The following is a 17059-nucleotide window of genomic DNA, read 5'->3' as shown; positions in this document are numbered from 1 at the left end:
CCGCGATACGATCAGGAGTACGGCGTCCAGCGCTCCCGGCCGTGGAAGTCGTAGCGCAGCTGCTGGTGGTCGCCAGCACCGGCGAGCGTCGGCCAGACAAAGCGGAAGTCGTAGATGTAGATGGGGAGCACCAGGTAGCGCCGCTCATCCAGATCGATGATGATCGTCCTGCGCTCGTACCGCTCGGCTATCCAGCTTGCGGCGAAATACCGCCCGTCCGGCGTAAAGGCGAAGTTGCACCCCCACGCCAGGCCGGGGAGGAGCACGCCGTCCGCGCGCAGCTCGTGGCAGCTATCGCCGTGCGGCGGCTCGCCCGCGTACCGCAGCGACACCTCGTGGCGGCCGTCCGGGCCGATCAGGGTGTAGTCGCCCATCCCCGCCCACACACTGTCGCCGTTGCCGGGCATCGGCATCACACGATCGTTCATCACAAATACCCAGGTTCGTCAGGCACGGCCGCAGGACGGTCCGCCCGAGACACGGCGTTCGGGTGGCGCGCATGAAAAAGCCGCCGCCCGGCACAGAGCCGGGCGGCGGCGGTCATCGTCACGATCGAACGTTTCAGCGGACGCCGGTCACGGGCGGCACCACCAGGCCGGCGCGGTTCACGCGCGGCTGCGACAGGGTGACGGCCTCGTCCTCGATGCGCTCGCGGTTGGTCCAGCGAAAGTACACGGCGGTGATGGCCAGCCAGAGCGTAAGCCCCCCCGGCACCCACATGATCACCCCGCCCAGCCGCTGGTCTTCCAGCGCCGACAGCGACGAAATCAGCCGCGGCGCCTCCACGTACCAGCTGTACAGCTCGCTCTGCGAAAACGTGATCAGCGCGGCGGAGACCATCATGGGAATCCCCACCAGGAACAGGTACACCATCTGAAGCACCGGCGCCACGCGCGGAAGCTCCGGCAGCGGGCTCATGACGGGCCACCACATGATCGTCCCCGTCACCATGATCATCAGGTGCATGGTGATGTGAACGTTGTGGTTGCGCATCATCAGGTCGTACGGACCGGGAAAGTGCCACGCCAGAAAGATGATGTTGTTGAGCGCAAAGGCGATCAGCGGAAAGGTGATGGCCCGCGCGGCCAAGTATCCCCACCGGCGGCGCACCAGCGGGCGCAGCATCCAGTCGGGGGTGCCGTACAGCAGAAAGGGCGGCATCATCAGAATCAGCACCAAGTGCTGAACCATGTGCGCGCTGAAGAGAAAGTAGTCGCTCAGCTCGTGCAGCGGGCCCTGCAGCGAGGCGAACATCATCAGCAGGCCGGCCGTGAACGAGGCCACCTTCCTGGCCGACACCGGCGACGCCCCCGCGAAGCGGTGCCGCAACGGCCCGATGGCCAGAAAGTAGGCGCCGCCCAGGAGCAGCCACCCCGCCATGAAGCTGGGGTAGACCTTCCATTCACTCCAGGAAAAGGTCTCGCCCCCGTGAAGCAGGGCGAGACCCAGAACCGCAGACTGCATTGCAGAACCTCGTACCGCGGTGAGGTCAGTGCGGCGTCGGCGACGCCTCACCCGTGCTGGGCGTGGTGGGCGCGCCGGGATTTTCCCGCGGCGCCGTGGCCGGCCCGTGCACCGACTCGTTGTTGGTCAGCGTTCCGTGACCCGGGTAGCGGGTCGCCGTTCCGTGCAGAATGTGGAACAGCATGATCATGCTGCCGATCACCAGGATCGCGAGCGCCGCCGGAAACAGGAATACCCCGGTGAACAGCTTGTGATCGAACTTGAGGTGCATGTAGTACGCGACCACCAGAATGAACTTGGCGGCCGACAGCACCAGGATGATGATGGCGGACATGCCGCTGCTGAGCGCGCCGCTGGTTTCACCCATGTACCCCAGCACCTCCAGCCCCGTCAGCACCAGCAGAATCAGGCCGATGATGAGGTAGAAGCGGTTGGTGGGATGCGCGTGCGCCCCGTGTGCCATCTCGTGCGTTTCGCTGCTCATCGGCTCGCTTACTTGATCAGGTACACGAGGGGGAAGATCACGATCCAGATTACGTCCACGAAGTGCCAGTACAGGCCGGCCAGCTCCACGTTGAGCGCCTTTTCCGGCCCGATGCGTCCGCGGTAGGCCATCCACGCCAGCGTCATCAGGTACAGCACGCCGGCGGTGACGTGGGCGCCGTGAAAGCCCGTGAGCAGGTAGAAGCTGCTGCTGAACAGGCTGGTGCCCAGCGTGAGCCCCTCGTGGTAGAAGTGCGTGAACTCGTAGACCTGGCACCCCAGGAAGATGCTGCCGCCAAAGGCCGTCATGAACAGCCAGAGCGCGCTCTTCATCCGCTCGCCGCGCTGCGTGTAGTTCAGCGCCAGCACCATGAACACCGAACTCACCAGCAGAATGAACGTGCTGGCGGTGGTGAGCGGCAGGTTGAAGATGCCGTGCCCCGGGTTTACGCAGGGCACGCCCTTCCAGCAGTCGCCGTGCGGCGTGGGCCCGGCGATGCTGTTGCCCTTGTACGCCATGTACGTGGCGATCAGCGAGCCGAACAGCAGGCACTCCGAGCCGATGAAGCCCCAGAAGGCGAGCTTGCGGTTGTCCAGCCCGGTGCTGGTGTCCAGGTGGGCCGGATGCGCGTGATCCAGCGCGTGAGTTTGGTTCATCGTCCGATGTTCAAGAAAGAGCGACGGCGTAGAAGCTGTTCCCGGTGCTCAGTGCCCGGTACCCGGTGCCGGACACTCTGGCACCGGGAACGGGGCACTTTCTGTTCAGTGCTCGTGGCTGTGCCCCGGCTCGAAGGCCCAGGCGTAGATGGCCACCACCGTCAGCAGCGCGCCCGCGGGCGTCATGAACCACAGATTGTGCGCCGCGCCGCCCACGTTGCGGAACAGCAGGCCGATGAAGATCATCGAAATACCGGCCGCCAGCACGATGGGCCAGTACGACGGGGGCGGCAGGTGGATGTCCTGGTGCGGCGACATCACGTTCACGTCCGATTCCGGATCGGCCACCTCGCCCACCTTGCGTCCCATCAGCGTCACCTGCTCCGTCTCTTCCTCCACCCGTCCATGCGGAATTCCGCTGGACTTGGCCGCGTCGCCCTCCCACAGGGGCATGCGCGAATGCACGATGGGGATCACGGCGAAGTTGTACACCGGCGGCGGCGAGGGAATGCTCCACTCCAGCGTGGAAGCGCCCCACGGGTTGGCCCCCGCGCGCCGCCCGAACTTCCACGACAGCGCCAGGTTGATGGCGAACACCAGGGTGCCCAGCGCCAGGATGAACGAGCCCGCCGAGATCAGGGCGTTCATCTCGTTGAAGCCCATGTTGTCGGCGTAGGTGAAGATGCGCCGCGGCATGCCCAGCATCCCCAGAAAGTGCATGGGGAAGAAGGTGATGTTCATGCCCACCAGGGTGAGCCAGAAGTGCACCTGGCCTGCGCGCTCGCTGAGCAGGCGGCCGAACACCTTGGGATACCAGTAGTAGATGCCGGACCACAGCCCCAGCACCGTGCCGCCGAAGAACACGTAGTGGATGTGCGCCACCACGAAGTACGTGTCGGTCTGCTGCAGGTCGCTGGGCGCCGCCGCGTGCATCACGCCCGAGATGCCGCCGATGGTGAACATGGCCAGGAAGGCCAGCGAAAACAGCATGGCGGTGGTGAAGCGGATGCTGCCGCCCCACAGCGTGCCCAGCCAGTTGAAGATCTTGATGCCCGTGGGAATCGCGATCAGCATGGTGGACAGCGAAAAGAAGCTGTCGGCGATGGGGCCCATGCCGGTGGCGAACATGTGGTGGCTCCACACGCCCCACCCCAGCCAGCCGATCAGCACGCCCGAGAACACCATGACGTTGTAGCCGAACAGCGGCTTGCGGCTGAAGGTGGGAATCACCTCCGACACCATGCCCATGATGGGCAGGATCAGGATGTACACCTCGGGGTGGCCGAACATCCAGAACAGGTGCTGCCACAGCAGCGGGTCGGCGCCCTTGTTGATGTCGTAGAAGGCGCTGCCGAACACGCGGTCAAACATCAGCTCGGTCACGGCGATGGTGAACACCGCCATGGCCGTGACGATCAGCACGTTGGTGATCAGCGTCATCCAGGTGAAGATCGGCATGCGCATGAGCCGCATTCCCGGCGCACGCATGTTGACGATCGTCACGATGAAGTTGAGCGACGCCAGGATCGACGACAGACCCAGGATCTGCAGGCCCAGGACGTAGAAGTCCATGTTGAGCCCGGGCGAAAACTGCTTGGTGGTGATGGGCGCGTACGCGAACCACCCCGAGTTGGGCCCCAGCTTCAGCAGCATGCCGGTGTTGAAGAACAGCACGCCGAACAGGTAGATCCAGTACGACAGCGCGTTCAACCGCGGGAACGCCACGTCCCGGGCGCCGATCTGCAGCGGCACCATGTAGTTGAACAGCGCCGCCGTAAGCGGCATCAGCGCGCCGAAGATCATCGTCAGCGCGTGCACCGTGAACAGCTGGTTGTACAGGTCGGCGCTGACGAAGTTGTTGTTGGGCACGGCCAGCTGCACCCGGATCAGCAGCGCCTCGAGGCCGCCGACCAGGAAGAAGAAGAACGCCGTGGCGCCGTACAGAATGCCGATGCGCTTGTGGTCGACCGTGGTGATCCAGCTCCACAGCCCCCGCGGCTCGGGGTGGGCGGCGGCCAGGCTGTGCGGAGCCGCCACCGTAGCGGTTGATGCCATTCCTACTCCATCGGGTTCGGGGCGCCGGACTGGCCCGGTCGCCTGATCACGGAAGCGCGCCCCCGCCGGGCGGGGGCGGGCGTAGCTGCCGGAGTGCCGCGCCTACTGCAGAGACTGCAGGTAGGCCACGATGTACGAGATCTGTTCGTCGGAAAGCGCGTTCTGAACGTCGCCCCCGAGCTGCGGCATCTTGGAACCCGGCTTCACGGCCGGCGCGTTCCGGATCCAGCTGTGCAGGTTGGCCGCGTTGTTCTCCATGATTCCCGCGGCCAGCGTGCGGCGCCGCCCGAAGTGCGTGAGCACCGGGCCGGTGCGCCCCACCATGGGCGTGCCCTTGATGACGTGGCAGCCGGCGCACACGCCCTGCGTCACCAGCTTCTTGCCCACCGCCACGGCCGAGGCGCTGTCGGTGGGCTCCACCGCGGGACGGGCCTCGTTTTCCAGCCACTGCCGGAAGCCGTCGGGGGTGTGAGCGATCAGGCGCATCTTCATGAGCGCGTGGCTGTCGCCGCAGAACTCGGCGCACTGGCCCATGTACACCCCCGGCTCGCGCGGGGTGAAGACGAGGCGGTTGACGCGGTTGGTGATCAGGTCGCGCTTGCCCGCCATCTGCGGCACCCAGAAGGAGTGCAGCACGTTGTCGCTTTCCAGCAGCAGCTGTACCGGCTGGCCCACGGGAACGTGGATTTCGTTGGCGGTGATGATGGTGTCGCGGCCCACCGCGTACTGGAACTCCCACCACCACTGCTTGCCGATGACCCGCACGTTGAGCGCGTTGGCCGGCGGTTCGGGCTGCGTGATGAAGATGGCGCGCACGGTGAACACCGCGATGACCGCCACGATCAGGGCGGGGAGCAGCGTCCACGCGATTTCGAGCGTGGTGTTGCCGTGGAACTGCTGCGCCTCGGGGCCGCCGGGGCGGTAGCGGAACTTCCACAGGATCCAGCCCATCAGGCCGAACGTCAGCAGGCCGACGACGATGCCCATCCACATGGTGAGGTGGAAGAGCCACATCTGCTCCGACGCCATTTCGGTGGCGGGGGCAAACGTCGTCTGCGGAAAGCGCGTCAGGTGGTCGTCGCCGCAGGCCGAGGCCAGCAGGAGGAGCACGGGGAGCAGCGCGGGCAGGCCGCTGCGCAGCGCCCGTCCGGGGCGCAGCCGGCGGAGGGACCCGGCGGCGGTCAGAACTGACTTCATCGGCTGTGGGTGTTCGGCGTTCTGCAAGGGTCCAGCGAGCCGGGGCGCGCGGGCGCGCGCGAGCCGTGCACAGGGCGGCGGCCCGGACCGGGCGCCATAATACGCCGCCCCTCCGGCGCGCGCCAGTATCCGCGCCGGGCATGCCGGCGCGGGGCGCACCCCGCCCTGTTTGGCGGGAATGTAAGGGGCGCGCCGGGGTCTGTATGTAGGGAAAGGGCCTACAAAAGCAGTGCGTGAGTGCGGGGTGCGTGAGTGCGTGAGTGCGAACGACGGAGAAGGGCCAGGAAGGCCCCGCGGATGAACCCGCCGGATCCCCGGCGCTGCTGCCTGGTCCGCCCTTCCATCCCCATCCGCGTTGCCACTTCCCGCGCACGCACAATCATCCTCCGCCTCGTACTCTCGCATCTTTTCGCACTAACGCACTCACGCACCCCGCACTCACGCACTTCCTCTCTTCCCCTCCCGCCCGCCCATGGTATGTTCACCGTTCATCCGCGCACCCTGAACCCGGCTTCATGGCACAGGCTAGATCACACGTCGGACAGCAGCGCCGCTCGCCCACGGAGGGACAGCCCACGTGGAGGCAGCGGCTGCGCGCCATGCGCAACCTTCCCCCGTTCATGGGAATGGTGTGGCGCACGCACCGCGGCTACGTGCTGGGAATCGCCGCGCTGCGCCTGCTGCGCGCATTCGTCCCCATCGCCACGCTCTGGATCGGCAAGCTGATCGTGGACGAGGTGGTGGCCGCCGCCGGCGCGGGCACGCCCGACTGGCGCCGCATCTCGTCCCTGGTGGCGCTGGAGTTCGGCATCGTTGTGGTGGGCGAGGTGGCGGCCCGCACGGGAACGCTGCTGGAAAGCCTGCTGGGCGACCTGTTCAGCAACCGCCTGAGCGTGCAGCTGATGGAGCACGCGGCGGATCTGGACCTGCAGCACTTCGAGGACCCCGTCTTCTACGACCGGCTGGAGCGCGCGCGGCGGCAGACGGTGGGGCGCATCGCGCTGCTGGCGCAGATGTTCGGCCTGGCGCAGGACGCGCTCACGCTGGTGACGCTCATCGGCACGCTGCTGGCCTTTTCGCCCCTGCTCTTCGTCCTCCTGGTCCTGACGGTGCTGCCGTCGTTCCTGGGCGAAACGCACTTCGCCGCGCTCGGCTATTCGCTGCTGTACCAGTGGACGCCGGAGCGGCGCAGGCTGGACTACTACCGCATGATCGGCGCGTCGGATACGACGGCAAAGGAAGTGAAGCTCTTTGGCCTGTCGCCCTTTCTGGTGGCGCAGTACCGCCTGCTTTCGGACCAGTTCTACGCCGCCAACCGCAGCCTCGCCATCCGCCGCAGCCTGGTGAGCACGGCGCTCACGGTGGTGTCCACGCTGGGGTACTATGCGGCCTACGGAACCATCGTGTACCGCACGGTGCTGGGACGGCTGACGCTGGGCAGCCTGACGCTGCTGGCGGGAACGTTCTCCCGCTCGCGCGACCTGATCCAGCGCATGCTGCTGTCCACGACGGACCTGTACGAGCAGGCGCTGTATCTGGACGACCTGTTCACCTTTCTGGCGATGCAGCCCACCATCCGCCGGCCGGACAACGCACGTCCATTTCCGCGGCCCATCCGCCAGGGATTCGAGTTCCGCGATGTGTGGTTCCGCTACCCGGGCACCGGCGACGACGCTGATGCGCCCGCCAATCCGCCGTCGGATGATCCGTCGTGGGTGCTGCGCGGAATCTCGCTCCGCATCGCGCCGGGCGAACGGCTGGCGCTGGTGGGCGAGAACGGCGCGGGAAAGACGACCATCACCAAGCTGCTCACGCGGCTGTACGAGCCCACGCGCGGCGTGCTGCTGCTGGACGGACATCCTCTGGGCGAGTACGACCCGGCGGAGCTGTACGACCAGGCCGGCGTCATCTTTCAGGACTTCGTGCGGTACGACATGACGGCCGAGGAAAACATCGCGGTCGGCCGCATCGGCGAGCTGGCGGCCGGCGGGGACGATGAGCATCCGCGCGTGGTGGACGCGGCGCGGCGCTCGCTGGCCTCGGAGGTGGTGGAGGCGCTGCCCGCCAGGTACCGGCAGATGCTGGGGCGGCGCTTCGAGGGCGGGGTGGACCTGTCCGGCGGGCAGTGGCAGAAGGTGGCGCTGGGGCGCGCGTACATGCGCGACGCGCAGCTCCTGATCCTCGACGAGCCGACGGCGGCGCTGGACGCCCGCGCCGAGTACGAGGTGTTCCAGCGCTTCACCGAGCTGACGGACGAGAAGATGGCGATCCTGATCTCGCACCGCTTTTCCACCGTGCGCATGGCGGACCGCATCATCGTGCTGGAGCACGGCCGCGTGCTGGAGGAAGGGACGCACGACGAACTCCTGGCCCTGGGCGGCCGCTACGCCGAGCTGTTCAACCTGCAGGCCGCGGGATACCGGTGAGCGCCGCGCCTCCCCTCGCCAACGACGACCTGCGCGGCGCGCTGGAGGAGGCGTGGTACTCCGACCGCGAGCACGTGGAGCGGATGACGTTCTCCGCGGCGATCATCTCCACCGCTCTCGACCGGTCCGGCCTGCGCGCCACGCTCGTCGGCGGAGGAGCCTTGGAATTCCACGTTCCCGACGCGTATCGAACGAGCGACCTGGACTTCGTGGTTGAACGCGGCACGCGGGAGACGATCAACGACGTCTTCCTTTCACTCGGATTGCGGCGGAGCGGGCGGCACTGGGTTCGCGATGACCTGTTCGTGGAAGTGCCCGGGAACTACATGGAGGAACCGGCTGACGAGGTGTCAGTCGGCCCGTTCACGTTGCGCGTTATCACGAAAGAAGCCCTGCTGGCCGAAAGAATCGTGGGTTTTCGCTACTGGAAGTACTGGGGACACGGTACGCAGGCCATCGAGATGCTGAGGGGCTTCGGCGACAGCCTGGATGAGGAATTCCTGCGGAATGCGCTCCGCAAAGAGGGCGCGAACGACGCCCTGGACCTGCTTCGCGCCATCTCTGACTCCGGGGAAACGATTACGCTGGCTGCGCTTGATAGGCTGTGGCATCTTCACTACCGTTAATGCAGGAGGCGCTCATGAAAATCGACGACATCGACATCTCGGAACTGCGCGCCATGTGGGCGAAGCGGCGCGCGGCGGCCGCCGAGGTCCGCTCTCGCATCGACCCCACGGGAATGACGCGGCCGGCGCGCGACCCGGATGAGCGCGCGTTCCTGCGGGAGCGCGGCGGGCTGGGGCCGTTCGTGGAGGTGGATGAGCCGGGCTGGCGCGAGTGGCGCAACCGGGGATCCACGCTCGACTGAAGCAGAGGGGCGGGGCCGCGGCGGCCTCGCCCTTCGCGCATCCACGATGACGGGTTCGTCCCGGCGACCTCGGGTGTGTACACTGTCTCGCGATACCGTGTCAGATCACGGCACCGGGGCGCGCCGTCCATCCGCCACGTTCCGCGTATCGAACGTGTTCGCTTGCACTTGAGCGATTGGGCGGACCGGGCACCCAAGTCGCATGGGCTCGGCACCGCCGCCGGGGCGACGCGCCTGCACCGCCGCGCGGCGTCCGGGGCTGGCGAGACCCGCCGCAACGGCCCGGCCGGACGGTCCCGAGCCGGCCAGCACTGAAACTCGCGGTACCGCCGGGGCGTACCCCGGTGGCTACCCGTCCCACCTACTCCCGACCGCCCGATCCCATGTTGCTGACTCTGGCCTTCGCGGCGCTGCTGCAGGGCACTCCCACGTTGCAGGATTCCACCTCCGCCTACCCGGACGCGGGCACGCGCCAGCTGGTGGCCGGCGCGCGCGAACGCCGCGCGCGAGTGGAGCGCACCATCGACGCCTACCAGGTCACCGCCCGGCAGCGCATTCACGTGGGCGTGGAGGCGCTGAGCCGCCAGCGCACGCTGTTCGGCCAGGAGATGGCGGCCCAGATCGAGTGGCGCCGCGGCCAGACCGGCACCGTGCGCATTCTGGGCGCGCGTGAGGCCTCGCCCAGTACGTCACGCGGCGTGAGCCTGCCCGACGACCTGATGAGCGAGGGGCCGGACCTGGCCTTTGACCCCGACCAGCTTCAGCTGGACATCTTCAGCTTCGGCATCAGCGTGGGTGCGCGGGATACGACGGCCGCGCGGCGCGAGCGCACCCGCGCGGCAGACGGCGAGGTGAGCGCGGGCACCGAGGTGGAGCGCGATTCCACGGGAAAGAAGACGGGCACTTCCGTGGAGATAGACGCCACGCCGGTGGACCCGCTGGGTGCGGGGAGCGAGGCGCACTACCGCTTCCGCTCCGGCGACACCACCACCGTGCGCCTCCCCGACGGAACGCGGCTGCAGATGGTGCAGCTGGAGATCATTCCCCGCCGCCGCGAGTTCCGCCTGCTGCGCGGCACGCTGTGGATCGACCTGCAGACGCACGGCGTGGTGCGCAGCGTGCTGACCACCGCGCGCCCGTTCGATCTGCGCCGCGACGTGGACGAGGACCTTCCCGGCGTGATCGACGCCGCGGGCCCCATCCGCGCCGTGGTGCGCTACGTGACGGTGGAGTACGCGCTTACGCAGGGCCGCTTCTGGCTTCCCCGCCTGATGGCGGTGGACCTGGAAGCGAACATGGGCGTGGTGGCCGGGCTGCCGGTGCGCTTTGAGCGGAGCTACGCCGACTACCAGGTGACGGCCAGCGCCGCCCCGCAGCAGGCACCGCGCCTGGCCGGCGCGCCGCGCGACACGATGGCCGAGCGCGTCTGCCGCAACGACGCCAAGGAGACGGGCGCCTCCTGCCGCTGCAACAGCGTGGCGTGCTCCCTGTGGCGGGTGGAGATCCCCGCCGACACCGCCGCGCTGCTGGCCAGCGCCGATCTGCCGGAGCCGCTGGCCGGCGGCTCCAGCAAGCTGATCACGGGCGAAGAGGTGGAATCGCTGGCCCGCGTGCTGGTGCCCGGCTTTGGCGACTTTGCGCCGGAGCTGCATACGGAAGTCGCCAGCCTGCGCATGCTTCGCTACAACCGCGTGGAGGCGCTTTCCGTGGGCGCGCGGGCGGACGTGGAGTACGGGCCGCTGACGGTGGATGGCGAGGCGCGCATCGGGCTGGCGGACCTGGAGCCCAAGGCGGAGCTGGGCGTAACGCGGCAGACGGCGTTCTGGAACACGCGGCTGGGCGGCTACCGGCGGCTGGTGGCGTTCGATCCGAGCACGAGCGGCCGCGCGCTGGGCCCGGGCAACTCGCTGTCCGCGCTGCTGCTGGGCCGCGACGAGTACGACTACTTTCTGGCCAGCGGCGCGGAAATCACCGGCAGCCCCATCCGCGCGGGGGCGTGGACGTACAACTGGCGCCTGTTCGGCGAGCACCAGCACCCGTCCACCCGCAACACGCAGATCTCGCTGGCCCGCGCATGGGAGGGGAGCGACGTGTTCCGCGACAACCGCGCGGCGGCGCGCGCCGACCAACTGGGCGCGGGGCTGTCGCTGCGGCGCGAGTTCGGCTCGGACCGCAGCCAGGCGCGGCTGACCACCGGCGTCGGCCTGGAAGGGCAGACGGGCGACTTTCAGTTCGGCCGCGGGCAGGCGTTCGCGCGCGTGACGTCCGGGCTGGGCGGGCGGCTGGGACTGGCGCTGGAAGGCGCGGCGGGAAGCACCACAGGCGACGTGCCGGTGCAGGGGCTGTGGTACCTGGGCGGAACGCAGAGCGTGCGCGGGTACCCGGGCGCGCTGCTGGGCGGAACGGCGTTCTGGCGCGCCCGCGCCGAGGTGGCCACGCCCACGCCCGCCGCGCGCATCGTGCTGTTCAGCGACGCGGGATGGGTGGGGCCGCGCGACGGGTGGGGCGGCGACCCCAACCTGCTGTCCGCCGGGATCGGTGCCAGCGTGCTGGACGGGCTGATTCGCCTGGACCTGTCGCGCGCCATTCGCGAGCCCAAGGGGTGGCGCGTGGACCTGTACCTGGACGCGGCGCTGTAATTGCGGCGGATCGGTCGATCGACGTCAGACGAGGGGCGGGCCCGCACGGGGTCCGCCCCTCGATTCGTTCGGCCCGGGAGCGGCTGGGGCGACTGAAGTCGCGGCAACAACGGCGCAAAGTCCGCCTGCGCGGACTGGAGCGGAAGGTCCGGCGCGGGTCGATCGACCTCGCGCGTGCGGCATCCAGGAGCGAATGAATTCGCCGCTGGAAAGGCACGAAGTCCACCTTCGTGGACTGGGGCGGAGAGCTCGGCATCCATCGCCATCATCCGCTGGGCGGTTGGTTCGGAGAGGCGGGGCGGATCACGACGTACATCCCGGAATCGGCCATTCGCACGACGGAGGGCGTGTCATCCACTGATTTTCATCATCCACCTGATGCGCGTGTTGATGGGACGGCACCGGGAGCGGGAGCGGGAGACGGATCGCGCGGTGGAGCATGGGACGGCGCATCCGGACCCGGGCCCTTGTGCGGCGGTGGGCACATGCGTTCATTGGACGATGACCCTCGGGTTCCCTCCCCATCGACGCCACCATGCGAACAATCCGCCCTTCCCTGCCCCGCGTCCCGGCGATCATCCCGGCCGCGCTGCTCGCATCCGCGCTGCTGGCCCCGCTCCCCGCGTCCGCATCGGCCAAAGGCGCGCCATCCTCCCTGATGGCGACACAGGCGGCCGACGGGACCATCCAGGGAGAGCTGGTGGAGGAGGGCACGGGACGCCCCATCGCGGGCGCGCTGGTGGTGCTGATGAACGAGGCCGGCGCGCGATTGACCGCCACGCTTACCGACACGGACGGCCGCTTCGTCCTCCGCGTGAGGAACGCCGGCCGCTACTCGCTCCGCGCCGAGCGGGTGGGGTACGCCACGACGACGTCGCGCACCATCGACCTGGAAGACGGAGCCACGGTCACGCAGCGGCTGACGGCCCGCGTGCGCGGCGTGGAGCTGCAGGGGATCGCGGTGCGCGCCCGCTCCCGTTGCGAGCGCACTCCGGACGCGGGGCCCGCCACGCAGCTGCTGTGGGAGGAGATCCGCAAGGCGCTGGAATCCACCGCGTGGACGCAACAGGAGGGGCTGCACACGTACGTGGTGCGCCACTGGACGCGCGACATGGGCCCGGTCACGCTGCGCATCGCGCGCGAAACCACGCGCATGGACACCACCGCCGCCTCCACGCCGTTCCGCACCGCGCCCGCCGCCGAGCTGCGCGACCGCGGCTGGGTGCAGGCCGAGGACGGCGAAACCGTCTTCTACGGCCCCGACGCCGCCGCGCTGCTCGCCCCCGAGTTCCTGGAAACGCACTGCTTTCGCGCGGTGCCTCACCCCACGGACGCCACCCGTGTGGGGCTGGCCTTTGAGCCCGTGCGCGGACGCGGACGCCCGGACGTGCGCGGCACGCTGTGGGTGGCGCGCGATTCGGCGGCGCTGCGGGAGATGGAGTTCGGCTACACGGGGCTGGAGGGCTCCGCGTACGACCGCCGCATGGGTGGCTGGGTGAACTTCGACCGGCTCGCCAGCGGCGCGTGGATCGTGCGCCGGTGGAACATCCGCACGCCCATGATCCGCGAATCGCGCCCCGGCGGCGCCATCGCCGAGCCGGAGCAGCAGATCGTGGCCTTTCGCGAGGACGGGGCGGAGATCATGGAGGTGCGCCCGCGCGGCGGCGAGGCGCGCATGCTGGGCGTGTTCGGCTCGCTGCGCGGAACGGTGTGGGACAGCACCGCGGCGGCGCCGCTGGCGGGCGCCCTCGTCTTTCTGGAAGGCACGGAGTACACCGCCGCCACCGACAGCACGGGTTCATACGTGATGGATGGCGTGCCGCCGGGCATCTACGGGCTTTCCTTTGCGCACGCGCGGCTGGATTCACTGGGGTACGAGCCGCCCTTCATGGACGCGGCGGTGGCGGAAAGCGCGGTGGGCCAGGCAGCGCTGGCCGTACCGTCCATGGGGCGCATCGTCGCGATGCAGTGCGCGGACAGCGCGGGCGCCGTGCTGTACGGCACGGTGAACAACGCGGCGAACGGCTTTCCGCTTCCCGCCGCCGCGGTGCGGCTGGCATGGCCGGACGATTCCGCGCCGGGCGGCCTGGCGCGCGCGGAGCGCACGACGGACACGCGCGGACGCTATCTGTTCTGCGGGCTCCCCGCCGGGGTGTCGGTGCGCGTTTCCGGCGAGTTCGTCGGCCGGCCGCTCCCCACGGCCACGCTGGCGCTAGCGCAGGACGCGCCACGCGAGCACGCCATCGCCGCGGACGCGCTGGGCCGCATCCAGGTGGGCGGATTCACCATGACGACGGGCGCGCGGGCCCCGGTGCGCGTCTCCGGCCGCCTGACCATGATCAACGGCGCCCCGCTGGCGTCCGGGATGTCGGTGCACCTGGTGCCCATGCGGCTGGCGGAAGGCGACACGGCCAGCCCGCGGCAGGTGCCCGTGCGGGAGAACGGCGAGTTCATCTTCGGCCGCGTGATCCCGGGCGAATACCAGATGGACGTGGTGGATGCCAGCCAGCGCATGCTCAGCCGGCCGCTCGCGGTGGGCGGCGGGGAGTCCATGCAGGTGGATCTGGAGATCGATCCCGCCACCTTCAGCATGGACCCGGTGATCGTCACGGCGCGGCCGCGCATGGGGGTGCTCACCTTCAACCGCGAGCAGATCGTGGCGGAGATGAAGCACTCCACGCATGCGATGGAGATGCTGCGGCGCGTGCGCGAGGTGATCGTAACGCCGTCGCGGTGCGTGGGGCTGCGGGCGGAGATGAACTACTATCGGCCCTACAGCCGGTCCACCCCCTATCGCCCGCTCTGCCGGCCCATGACCATCATCGTGGACGGCGTGCCGCTGGAGCCGCGCGACAACCTGCTGCGCGTGCTTCCGCTGGAGGAGATCGAGTCCATCGAGATCCTGAACCCGCACGCGGCCGCGAGCCGGTATCCAAACAATCCGCTGGGCGTGATGCTGGTGACTACTCGGCGGCCGGCCTCCCGTGCGCCGGCCGCGCCCTGAACGCGGGCCGTTGCGGACCGTCGCGAAAGGGTGGAGATTGAGAGATCATCTGTTTTCGACCCCCTACCGCATGCGTTCGATGAAGATCCTGATCCGCACCGCCCTCGCCGCCGCCGCGTTCGGCGCCTCCCCCGCGCTGGCCCAGGCCGGGGCGGAGCCTGAGCGCCCCCAGTTTCCCACCTGCGCGGAAGTCGGTGCGCTGCGCGTGGCGGTTTCCGTTCCCCCGGGCATGACGCAGGCGGAAACGGCGGCGCGCGTCGACCAGGCCAAGATGTTCCGCGAGGGGACGCAGGTGACGTATATCCCCACGGGCCGCCTTCCCCGCATGCTGAACCAGCGGGAGTTCGGAGAGCGCTTCGACGCGGTGATCGACGGATTTCTGCGGGAAAACCGCTCCGTGGACGGCAGCATGAGCATCATGCTGCAGGTAAACGCGGACGGCGTGGTGGAGCAGGTGACGCCCAACACCGGCAACCGCATGATGGACCGGCGGATGGACCGTCTGTGGCGGGAAGCGCGCTTTGAGCCGCTGGTGCTGGGTGGATGCCGGGCGCGGGCGTGGCTGCAGACGCCGCTCACGTTCAGCAGCGAGTACACGGGCGACTGGAACTCCATGGAGGCGCGGACCACCCCCACGCCGCGCTGATCTCGCCGCTGGTCCCGAGGTGAACGGAATCCCCGGACGATGCCGATGGCGTCGTCCGGGGATTCGTGCGTGGGCGGGCCCTCACCCCGCGTGCTGCGCACGACGACCCTCTCCCACGAACGGATGTGGGAGAGGGAGCACACCCCAGTGCCGTGCGGATCGGAAAGGCTCGTCGCGTCCGACGCCTGTAGGCCCCTCCCCCGGCCCTCCCCGTGCAAACTTCCGCACGGAGAGGGGAGAACTGCGACTCAGCGCGTTCCGGATGGTGCCGCGCGGTCGGAGAGGCCCCCTCTCCCCGGCCCTCTCCCCCGCTCCGCGGGAGAAAGGGAGACCTAAACGCGAGCGGCAGGCACTCGCGGACGGCGCCGTTCGATGCAGTTGAAGCCCCGAACGGCGCGCGAATAGCACCGTGTCGAGGGTTCCCGCTGTTCGAGCGGCGGATTCAGTCGCTGAACGAACTCCGCGCACGCGACGAACTCCGCTTCCCGCGCCCAACCATCCGCCCGCCAACAACCGTCCCCCAGGCTTTTTGGGGGACGGTGGGCCGGTGGTGCCGGCCCGGGTGGGGGCCGCCCTGAACTCCGCCGCGCGGCCGACAATTCCCATCAGCAGAAACGCCGGACAGGCTGCATCCCGGGCATGAAAAGCGCAGCCGCACGCGCGCGATTCCTGCACAGTGCAGAGTTCATGGATCACTCCGCCGCGCCGCTCCCCGTCTACCTGAACCGCGCCTCCGGCTCCGCGCCGGCGGTGCTGGCCGCCGTGCACGCCGATCCGCGCTTCGAGGCGCGCGAACTGGGGCCCGGCGACATCCGCGAGCAGCTTCGCGCCGCCGTCCGCACCGGGATCACGCGCATCGTGGTGGCCGGCGGCGACGGCACCGTGCTCTGCGCGGCGGAGGTGGCCGCGCAGACCGGCGTGGAGCTCGCCGTGCTCCCCGGCGGCACGCTGAACCACTTTTCGCACGACCTGGGACTCCCGGTTCAGGATATGGCCGCGTGCCTGGAGATCGCCGCGACGGGCGTTCCGCGCCGCATGGACCTGGGCGAGGTGAACGGCAACGCCATCCTCAACTCCAGCTCCGTGGGCGCGTACGTCACCTTTGTGCGCACCCGCGAGCGGCTGGAAAAGCGCGGCCTCAGCTACCGCACCGCCAGCGTGATCGGCGCGCTGCGCGTGTGGCGGCATCTGCGCGGCATGCGCGTGGAGATGCGCGTGGGCGAAGGCGAGCGCGCGGAGTGGCGCCGCTACCACTCGCCCATGGTGTACATCGGCATCGGCGAGCGGGACCTGGGGCGGCTTTCCCCGTTCACGCGGCTGCGCGGCGGGCGGCACACGCTGCACGTGATGATCGCGCGGCGGTCGGCGCGCGGGCGCATGGCGGCGCTGGCGTGGTCGGCGCTGCGGCGCGGGCTGGACGCGGCGGCGCGCACGGACAACCTCGACGCGCTTTTGGTGGACGAATGCGTGGTGCACCTGCGCCGCGACCACGTCACCATCGGCATCGACGGCGAACTGGTGAAGGTCAAGGCGCCGCTGCATTACCGGCTGAACCGCGACGCCTTTACCGTGATCGCGCCGCGGTCCGGCGGGCAGTTTTCACCGGCGGAGGGAGGATGA

13 protein-coding genes are annotated in these 17059 nt (G+C 69.1%); 7 read left to right on the top strand and 6 right to left on the bottom strand.

The genetic code is table 11. From position 1 onward, the window contains the following. Positions 1-11: 11 nt before the first annotated feature. The 6 genes from HNQ61_RS25985 to coxB form a co-directional block, all read right to left on the bottom strand. Positions 12-428: a hypothetical protein gene (locus tag HNQ61_RS25985; RefSeq protein ID WP_205761573.1), complete on the bottom strand. Its 417-nt coding sequence runs from the start codon at positions 426-428 to the stop codon at positions 12-14. Between the two features lie 133 nt (positions 429-561). After that, on the bottom strand, positions 562-1464 hold the full coding sequence (locus HNQ61_RS25980) for a cytochrome c oxidase assembly protein (RefSeq protein WP_170035250.1): 903 nt from the start codon (positions 1462-1464) through the stop codon (positions 562-564). A gap of 25 nt (positions 1465-1489) precedes the next feature. Then, positions 1490-1948, bottom strand: coding sequence for a cytochrome C oxidase subunit IV family protein (locus HNQ61_RS25975; protein WP_170035249.1), 459 nt, complete (start codon positions 1946-1948; stop codon positions 1490-1492). A gap of 8 nt (positions 1949-1956) precedes the next feature. Beyond that, a complete protein-coding gene (locus tag HNQ61_RS25970; protein ID WP_170035248.1) occupies positions 1957-2604 on the bottom strand; it encodes a cytochrome c oxidase subunit 3 in 648 nt (215 codons plus the stop codon). A gap of 105 nt (positions 2605-2709) precedes the next feature. Further along, positions 2710-4659, bottom strand: a complete 1950-nt coding sequence (gene ctaD / locus HNQ61_RS25965) for a cytochrome c oxidase subunit I (protein ID WP_170035247.1) — start codon at positions 4657-4659, stop codon at positions 2710-2712. A 102-nt stretch (positions 4660-4761) separates the two neighbouring features. Further along, positions 4762-5856 carry a cytochrome c oxidase subunit II gene (gene coxB, locus HNQ61_RS25960; protein ID WP_170035246.1) on the bottom strand — a complete coding sequence of 365 codons (1095 nt, stop codon included), beginning with the start codon at positions 5854-5856 and terminating at the stop codon, positions 4762-4764. Positions 5857-6371: 515 nt separating this feature from the next. On the opposite strand from coxB, the gene HNQ61_RS25955 reads away from it, so the two are divergent. The 7 genes from HNQ61_RS25955 (at position 6372) to HNQ61_RS25925 (ending at position 17059) form a co-directional block, all read left to right on the top strand. Beyond that, on the top strand, positions 6372-8282 hold the full coding sequence (locus HNQ61_RS25955) for an ABC transporter ATP-binding protein (protein ID WP_170035245.1): 1911 nt from the start codon (positions 6372-6374) through the stop codon (positions 8280-8282). Continuing rightward, positions 8279-8908, top strand: a complete 630-nt coding sequence (locus HNQ61_RS25950; protein ID WP_170035244.1) for a hypothetical protein — start codon at positions 8279-8281, stop codon at positions 8906-8908. Before HNQ61_RS25955 ends, HNQ61_RS25950 begins: the two co-directional genes overlap by 4 nt. Before the next feature lie 14 nt (positions 8909-8922). Then, on the top strand, positions 8923-9150 hold the full coding sequence (locus HNQ61_RS25945; RefSeq protein WP_170035243.1) for a hypothetical protein: 228 nt from the start codon (positions 8923-8925) through the stop codon (positions 9148-9150). 383 nt (positions 9151-9533) lie between these two features. Next, complete coding sequence (locus HNQ61_RS25940; protein WP_170035242.1) at positions 9534-11789, top strand: BamA/TamA family outer membrane protein; 2256 nt, start codon at positions 9534-9536, stop codon at positions 11787-11789. A 535-nt stretch (positions 11790-12324) separates the two neighbouring features. Continuing rightward, complete coding sequence (locus HNQ61_RS25935) at positions 12325-14793, top strand: carboxypeptidase regulatory-like domain-containing protein (RefSeq protein WP_170035241.1); 2469 nt, start codon at positions 12325-12327, stop codon at positions 14791-14793. A 79-nt stretch (positions 14794-14872) separates the two neighbouring features. Further along, positions 14873-15439, top strand: a complete 567-nt coding sequence (locus HNQ61_RS25930; protein WP_170035240.1) for an energy transducer TonB — start codon at positions 14873-14875, stop codon at positions 15437-15439. A gap of 687 nt (positions 15440-16126) precedes the next feature. Further along, entirely contained in the window at positions 16127-17059 is a 933-nt protein-coding gene (locus tag HNQ61_RS25925; protein WP_170035239.1) for a diacylglycerol/lipid kinase family protein, read from the top strand.

This window comes from Longimicrobium terrae (assembly GCF_014202995.1).
Taxonomy (GTDB): domain Bacteria; phylum Gemmatimonadota; class Gemmatimonadetes; order Longimicrobiales; family Longimicrobiaceae; genus Longimicrobium; species Longimicrobium terrae.
This window is presented reverse-complemented; position numbering and strand designations above follow the sequence as displayed.